Raw genomic sequence first — 5,826 nt, 5'->3', positions numbered from 1 at the left:
CCGGAGCCGGAGCGTGCCGCGTGAGTGCCACCGGGTCCCGTACGCCGTCCTGGGCGGACCGCCGCGCGGGCGCCGGGCCCCGGCCCGCGCCCGGCACCGTCGGGCGGGCGCTGCTCGTCGCCTTCGGCGTGGCCGCCGCCGTCGACCTCGGAGCGCTGCTGGCCGGCTGGCACCTCGGGCACGTGATCGCCAAGCCGCTGCTGATGCCGCTGCTGGTGGCCCACGTCATCACCCGCCGCGCCCCCCGCCTGCTGATCGCCGCCCTGCTGTTCGGCTGGGGCGGCGACCTCGCCCTGCTCTTCGACGCCGAGCCCGCCTTCCTCGTCGGCATGGGCTCCTTCGCCGCCGGGCACGTCTGCTACCTCGTGCTCTTCGGCCGCGGCCGGACGGGCCCCGCACTCGGGGGCGCGTACGTCCTCGCGCTCGTCGGGACCGTCGCGCTGCTCTGGGGGGACCTGCCGGCCGGCCTGCGCGTCCCCGTCGCCGGGTACAGCCTGCTGCTCACCGCCATGGCCTACCGCTCCAGCGCTCCCGGCCGTACGGCCGGCATCGGCGGCGCGCTGTTCCTGCTCTCCGACACGCTCATCGCGACCGGCGTCGCCGAGTGGCCCCAGCCTCCCCGCCCCGACTTCTGGATCATGGCCACCTATCTGGCGGCCCAGTACCTGCTGGCCGTGGGCTCGATCACGCCGGCGCAGGCGTACCGTAGGGAGGTCATACAAGACTCAACCAACTGATCCGGAGGGCTGCACCACCATGCGCGCCACCGTCATCCACGCCCCGCACGACATCCGCGTGGAGGAGGTGCCCGACGCTGCGATCCAGCGCCCCGAGGACGCCGTCGTCCGCGTTCTGCGTGCCTGCATCTGCGGCAGCGACCTCTGGGCCTACCGGGGCGAGGCCGAGCGCCAGCCCGGCCAGCGGATCGGGCACGAGTTCCTCGGCATCGTCGAGGAGACCGGCTCCGCCGTCTCCGGCCTGCGCGCCGGGGACCTGGTCGTGGCCCCCTTCATGTGGTCCGACGGCACCTGTGACTACTGCTCCGAGGGCCTGTACACCTCCTGCGTGCACGGCGGCTTCTGGGGCTCGGTCGGCCATGACGGCGGCCAGGGCGAGGCCGTCCGCGTCCCGCACGCCGAGGGCACCCTGGTGAAGCTGCCGGCCGATGCCGTCTCCGACGACCACCTGCTGACCGGCCTGCTGGCGCTCTCCGACGTCATGGGCACCGGCCACCACGCCGCCCTGGGCGCGGGGGTCCGCAAGGGCTCCACCGTCGCCGTGGTCGGCGACGGCGCCGTCGGGCTGTGCGGTGTCCTGGCCGCCAAGCGGCTCGGCGCCGAGCGGATCATCGCCCTCGGCCGGCACACCGTCCGCACCGACATAGCCCGGCTCTTCGGCGCCACCGACGTGGTCGCCGAGCGCGGCGAGGCCGCCGAGGCGGCCGTCCGCGAGCTGACCGGCGGGCAGGGCGCGCACGCCGTCATCGAGGCGGTCGGCACCGAGCAGTCCATGCGGACCGCGGTGAACATCACCCGCGACGGCGGCGCCGTCGGCTACGTCGGCGTGCCGCACGGCAGCGGCACCGGCCTCGACCTCGGGGTGATGTTCGACCGCAACATCTCCCTGCGCGGCGGTGTGGCGCCGGTCCGCGCCTACATCCCGGAGCTGCTGGAGGACGTGCTGAGCGGGGCCATCGACCCGGCGCCGGTCTTCGACCGCGCCGTGTCCCTGGACGAGGTCCCGGACGGCTACCGCGCGATGGACGACCGCAGCGCCCTCAAGGTCCTGATCAAGCCCTGATCACGCCCTGACTCGGAGCTGAGGGCGGGCCGGACGGGGGAGCACCCCGTCCGGCCCGCCCGCGGCCGCCGCTACTTGACGGCCTTGAGCGCGTCGACCACGCCCGCGCCGTAGTAGCCGGTCTGGCCCCACTTGGCCTTGCAGGTGGCGGCGTCGATCAGGTTGCCGGTGCCGTCGTAGATCTTGTCCGGGCAGGCCGTCTTCGTGGCCTGGCCCTTGAGCATCGCCTGTATCTGCGCGGGCGTGGCCCACGGGTGCGCGCTCTTGATCAGGGCCGCGACGCCCGCGACGTGCGGCGTGGCCATCGAGGTGCCCTGCTTGTAGCCGTAGCCGCCGCCCGGCAGGGTGGACAGCACCCGGCCGTTGGCGTCGGGGGTGGCCGGGATCTGCCACTTGTCGCCGCCGGGGGCGGCGACGTCGACGACGCCGAGACCGTAGCTGGAGTAGTACGAGCGCAGGCCCTTGTCGCCGGTCGCGCTGACCGTGACCACGCCGGGCAGCTGCGCGGGCAGGTCCAGGCAGACCTTCGGGTCGATGGTGCGGGGCCCGGGGGTGGCGTCGTCCGGGCTGGTGTCGTCGAGGATCGAGTCGGCGGCCAGGTCGAAGTTCTCGTTGCCCGCCGCGGCCACGTTGAGGACGCCCTTGCGCTCCGCGTACCTGGTGGCCCGGGTGAGGGACTCCACCAGCGCCTTCTGGTCGTCGTCCGTCTTGCAGTTGAACATCCACGGGTCGACGTAGTAGCTGTTGTTCGTCACCTCGATCCCCTTCTCGGCGGCGAACATGAAGCCGCACACGACCGCCTCGGTGAAGAACAGGCTGGTCCCGGGCTCGCTCACCTTGATGCCGGCGACCTTCACGCCCGGCGCGACGCCGCTGACGCCGATGCCGTTGCGCGGGGCGGCGATGGTGCCCGCCACGTGCGTGCCGTGGTCACTGCCGTCGGGGTACGGGCGCCAGGCGCCGTCCGTGGTGTCCGCGACGCCGCCCACGCAGTTGGCGGACTGGCTCTTGGAGAAGTTGGCGGCCAGATCGGGGTGGGTGTCGTCGACACCCGTGTCGATGACGCCCACGGTGACGTCCGGGCTGCCATCGTTGATCTTGTGAGCCTGGTCGGCCTTGATCGCGCGCAGGTCCCACTGGTTGGACTCCAGGGGCTCCTGACCCGGCTCGGCCTGTGCGGCGGCCTTGGCGGCGTCCGCCGCGCTCAGCTTCTGGGTCGTACCCTCCTCGGTGGTCTGCACCGTCTGGAGGGGGGCCGTCCGGGTGGCGCCCACCGACACGAAGAGGCTGCGCTGGGCGCGCAGCTGCTTGGCGAAGTCGGGGTTCTGGGAGTGTGCGACGACGACGCCGATCTGCTCATACGACGTCACCACCGTTCCACCGGCCTGCTCGACGGCCTTCTTGGCCTGCTTGACCGTCCCGTACGCGGTCAGGTTCGCCACGTACGACAGCTTCGGGCCGGTGGTGGAGGCGGGCTTCGCGGCCGCGGCCGGGCCCGCCGTGTCGCTCAGCGGTGCGGCCGAGGCCGCGACCGAGGGCAGGAAGGCGAGCGAGGCGGTGAGCGCCAGGCCGACCGGAACGGCGAGTGCTCGCCGGCGGCCGTGTCCCAGATGAGCCATGGGTTCTCCACATCATCCGTGAAAAAACCGTCCGCACGCGGTCGCGTCAGACGGGTACATGACACGCGAACCTAGCGTTGACGTTCCCTTCCGCGCCATCAGTTCGAGGAATCAGTTTTCAAAGAATCCGCGGGTGTTGAACCGTCGCGACACGCCGGCCGTGCCGTTGACAGGGGGGATCAGCACCACCGTCCCCCCACACGGAGGTTGTTTTGTCCGTCGTCCCCACCGCACCCGCGTCACAAGGAGAACCCCCCGTGACCACCGAAGCAGCGCCGCCCCACGGCGGCGCGGGACCGGCCCCGGCCCACCCCTCGGCAGAAGAGTTCACGCGCGTCCAGCAGAGCCCCGAATTCGCCGAACTGCGCAGCTCCTACCGGTCCTTCGCCTTCCCGCTGACCGTGGCCTTCATCGCCTGGTACCTGCTCTACGTGCTGCTGTCCAACTACGCGGGCGGCTTCATGGGGACCAAGCTCTTCGGCAACATCAACGTCGCCCTCGTCCTCGGCCTCGCCCAGTTCGCGACGACCTTCCTGATCGCCTGGCTGTATTCGCGGCACGCCGCCGCGAAGCTCGACCCCAAGGCCCGGGCCATCAAGCAGGAGATGGAGGCCGGGGCATGAGCGCCGTCCCGCAGCTGGCCGCACAGCTGACACCGCAGGTGACCCCGCGGCTCACCCTCGCCGCGGGCGCGAGCGAGCACCGCCCGCTGATCATCACCCTGTTCGGCCTGTTCGTCGTCGCGACCCTCGTCATCACCGTCTGGGCCGGCCGCCAGACCAAGGACGCCGCCGACTTCTACGCGGGCGGCCGCCAGTTCACCGGCTTCCAGAACGGCCTGGCCATCTCCGGCGACTACATGTCCGCCGCGTCCTTCCTGGGCATCGCCGGAGCCATCGCCCTCTTCGGCTACGACGGCTTCCTCTACTCCATCGGCTTCCTCGTCGCCTGGCTGGTGGCCCTGCTCCTGGTCGCCGAGCCGCTGCGCAACTCCGGCCGCTACACGATGGGCGACGTCCTCGCGTACCGGATGCGCCAGCGGCCCGTCCGCACCGCCGCCGGCACCTCCACCATCGTGGTCTCGATCTTCTACCTGCTCGCCCAGATGGCCGGCGCGGGCGTCCTCGTCTCGCTGCTCCTGGGCATCACCAGCGACGGCGGCAAGGTCGCCGTGGTCGCCCTGGTCGGCCTGCTGATGATCGTCTACGTGACCGTCGGCGGCATGAAGGGGACCACCTGGGTCCAGATGGTCAAGGCGGTGCTGCTCATCGCGGGCGCCCTGCTGATCACCTTCCTCGTGCTGCTGAAGTTCGACTTCAACATCTCCGCCCTGCTCGGCCAGGCCGCCGAGAACAGCGGCCAGGGATCGAAGTTCCTGGAGCCCGGCCTCAAGTACGGCAAGGACGGGCTCACCAAGCTCGACTTCATCTCGCTGGGCCTGGCCCTGGTCCTCGGCACCGCCGGCTTGCCGCACATCCTGATCCGCTTCTACACCGTCCCCACGGCCAAGGCCGCCCGCAAGTCCGTGAACTGGGCCATCGGCATCATCGGCGCCTTCTACCTGATGACCATCGCCCTCGGCTTCGGCGCCGCCGCCCTCCTCAACCGGGCCGACATCCTGGCCTCCAACAAGGCCGGCAACACCGCCGCCCCGCTGCTCGCCCAGGAGATCGGCGGCGGCGCCGGATCCACCGGCGGCGCGGTCCTGCTCGCGGTGATCTCCGCCGTCGCCTTCGCCACCATCCTCGCGGTGGTCGCCGGCCTCACCCTGGCCTCGTCCTCGTCCTTCGCGCACGACATCTACGTCAACGTCATCCGCAAGGGCCGGGCCACCGAGAAGGAGGAGATGCGCGCCGCCCGCTGGTCCACCGTGGTCATCGGCGCCGTCGCCATCGCCCTCGGGGCCCTCGCCCGCGACATGAACGTCGCCGGCCTGGTCGCGCTCGCCTTCGCGGTCGCCGCCTCCGCCAACCTCCCGACCATCCTCTACAGCCTCTTCTGGAAGCGCTTCACCACCCAGGGCGCGCTGTGGTCCATCTACGGCGGCCTGATCTCGGCGGTCGGCTTGGTGCTCTTCTCGCCGGTCGTCTCCGGCAAGCCCACCTCGATGTTCAAGGACGCCGACTTCTACTGGTTCCCCCTGGAGAACCCCGGGATCATCTCCATCCCCCTCGGCTTCCTCCTCGGCTGGCTGGGAACCGTACTGTCCAAGGAAGAGGCGGACCCCCGGAAGTTCGCCGAACTGGAAGTCCGCTCCCTCACCGGAACAGGGGCTCACTGAGATCCACCGAACACCCAGCGTGGCCCCGGCGGTGTTCCGTAGGACCCGGCCACCGCCCCTCACGGTGAGTTGGGCCACCCTCCCGGGTACAAACGTGGGGGAGTGTTCGGAAGAGGGCCGTGGTGG

General features: G+C 71.4%; 5 protein-coding genes. 4 read left to right on the top strand and 1 reads right to left on the bottom strand.

Going from position 1 to position 5,826, the window contains the following annotated elements; genetic code table 11:
- Nucleotides 1-20 precede the first annotated feature (20 nt).
- On the top strand, nt 21-737 hold the full coding sequence (locus ACEPPI_RS39560) for a lysoplasmalogenase (protein ID WP_373920091.1): 717 nt from the start codon (nt 21-23) through the stop codon (nt 735-737).
- Between the two features lie 19 nt (nt 738-756).
- On the top strand, nt 757-1,800 hold the full coding sequence (locus tag ACEPPI_RS39555; protein WP_373920090.1) for a zinc-dependent alcohol dehydrogenase family protein: 1,044 nt from the start codon (nt 757-759) through the stop codon (nt 1,798-1,800).
- Nucleotides 1,801-1,871: 71 nt separating this feature from the next.
- Here ACEPPI_RS39555 and ACEPPI_RS39550 read toward each other — a convergent pair whose 3' ends face one another.
- Nucleotides 1,872-3,419, bottom strand: coding sequence for a S8 family serine peptidase (locus tag ACEPPI_RS39550; RefSeq protein ID WP_373920089.1), 1,548 nt, complete (start codon nt 3,417-3,419; stop codon nt 1,872-1,874).
- Nucleotides 3,420-3,676: 257 nt separating this feature from the next.
- On the opposite strand from ACEPPI_RS39550, the gene ACEPPI_RS39545 reads away from it, so the two are divergent.
- A complete protein-coding gene (locus tag ACEPPI_RS39545; RefSeq protein ID WP_030233482.1) occupies nt 3,677-4,042 on the top strand; it encodes a DUF485 domain-containing protein in 366 nt (121 codons plus the stop codon).
- Nucleotides 4,039-5,700 carry a cation acetate symporter gene (locus tag ACEPPI_RS39540; RefSeq protein ID WP_373920088.1) on the top strand — a complete coding sequence of 554 codons (1,662 nt, stop codon included), beginning with the start codon at nt 4,039-4,041 and terminating at the stop codon, nt 5,698-5,700. The genes ACEPPI_RS39545 and ACEPPI_RS39540 overlap by 4 nt, the downstream gene beginning before the upstream one ends.
- Nucleotides 5,701-5,826: the final 126 nt, after the last annotated feature.

This window comes from Streptomyces sp. AB3(2024), assembly GCF_041862025.1.
In the GTDB taxonomy this organism is placed as follows: Bacteria; Actinomycetota; Actinomycetes; order Streptomycetales; family Streptomycetaceae; genus Streptomyces.
Note: the sequence above shows the minus strand (reverse complement) of the source record. Positions and strands in the feature narration are given on the sequence as shown.